The organism is Wolbachia endosymbiont of Madathamugadia hiepei (genome assembly GCF_013366855.1).
Taxonomy (GTDB): Bacteria; Pseudomonadota; Alphaproteobacteria; order Rickettsiales; family Anaplasmataceae; genus Wolbachia.
In genome coordinates this window covers 1-1,424 of the sequence record NZ_WQMP01000186.1, presented here as the reverse complement: position 1 = coordinate 1,424, position 1,424 = coordinate 1, and the positions used below count along the sequence as shown (strand labels likewise).

Annotated in this window: 2 protein-coding genes; both read right to left on the bottom strand. The window is 36.5% G+C overall.

What is annotated here, in order from left to right; genetic code table 11:
- The coding region (gene guaA, locus GO685_RS05235) for a glutamine-hydrolyzing GMP synthase (protein WP_175937870.1) at positions 1–805 on the bottom strand (805 nt) is incomplete at its 3' end.
- A 94-nt stretch (positions 806–899) separates the two neighbouring features.
- Positions 900–1,250 carry a DUF2924 domain-containing protein gene (locus GO685_RS05230; RefSeq protein WP_218939238.1) on the bottom strand — a complete coding sequence of 117 codons (351 nt, stop codon included), beginning with the start codon at positions 1,248–1,250 and terminating at the stop codon, positions 900–902.
- Positions 1,251–1,424: the final 174 nt, after the last annotated feature.

Here is a 1,424-nt window from a genome sequence, read left to right as displayed (position 1 = left end):
CTTTCAACATAGCAATGGTTTGGTCTTTGCGTAACAACCCAGTGTCGACAAAAATACAGTTCAATTGTTTTCCTATAGCTTTATATGTGAGAGTTGCTGCAACACTTGAATCAACACCGCCACTTACTGCGGCAATTACCTTTCTCTTCCCTACTAAGTTTTTGATTTTTTCCTTCTGCCTTTCAACAAGTGACTTCATTGTCCAGTCTCTTTCACAATTTACAATATCCAAGAAATTAGAGAGCAATTTGCTGCCATTTGTTGTGGGCCTCACTTCAGGATGAAATTGAGTACAGTAAATCCTCCGCTGTTCGTTGGCAATTATTGCGATTGTTTGATTTATCACACCCGATGCAATAACAGTAAATCCCTGCGGTATAGTTTCAACACTGTCTGCGTGATTCATCAGCACATCCACTTCAGAATTGACTTCCCACGTATCCTTTATAATGGGAGACTCTTTTAGTATTTTGATCTTAGTTCTACCAAATTCTTGTTTGAATTCCTTTTTTACTTTTGCCCCGAAATAATGACAAATGAGTTGCTGCCCGTAGCATATTCCAAGTATAGGAACGTTTGTTGCCTCATTAAGTTTTATAATTTCATGTACTACTTCACTTGCCTCAGTACAACTGTCATTTACGGATTGTGGTCCTCCAGAGAAAATAAATCCGTTGAACTTCGATATTGTTTCAAAACTGATGTTACTTGGGAATATCTCACAACAAACGCTCATTTCCCTTATTTGTCTTGCGATAAGCTGTGTAAACTGTGAACCAAAATCAATAATAGCAATTGCTGACAACGTGCTCCTCCATATTGTTTAAAGCAATTTCTGATAATAAAGAAAATAATGGAGCAAGTAAACCAAGACCTCTTTAAACGCTTTAATGCATGGTTTAAACGTTACTATTTTGAGCCGACAGAAATTCTGCACGGTGATAGCTCAGAGTTCTTAGTCCTTCTTCAGGGTTAAGGCATACTTTAAAAAAATCCCAACCGTTGCAACTCTTACCAGTAATTCCTGTGCCAGCTGCAGAAGGGGAGTCATGTTCTTTCCCATTATAGATAAACTTGCCTTTATTGCTGACTGCAACTTCATATATTTTTTCTTTGTATTTTCCAATAAGTGTTTTTCCTATAAAAAGAGCTTTAACAACTTTTTGATTTTGCGTTAAGTCATCATCAACTTGTATAACTTCGTCAGATTTATTCACTTCGGGTGTGGCTGGCGGTTTGTTGCCTAACATATTATTTAACACCTTGTACATTATATATGTTACAACCTCGTTTTTAACTTCCTCTGCTCTTTTCTCTAGGCTCTGTGAACAAGAGTTTATCATGAGAAAATAAGGAAAGATGTAGCAAAAACTGGTAGTTTAACTTAGCTACAAATAGAGAAATTACCAAATGGCATATTATAT

Bases quoted from the DNA above. Each gene is read 5' to 3' on its own strand.
- GO685_RS05230 (WP_218939238.1), bottom strand. From the start codon at position 1,250: ATGTTAGGCAACAAACCGCCAGCCACACCCGAAGTGAATAAATCTGAC.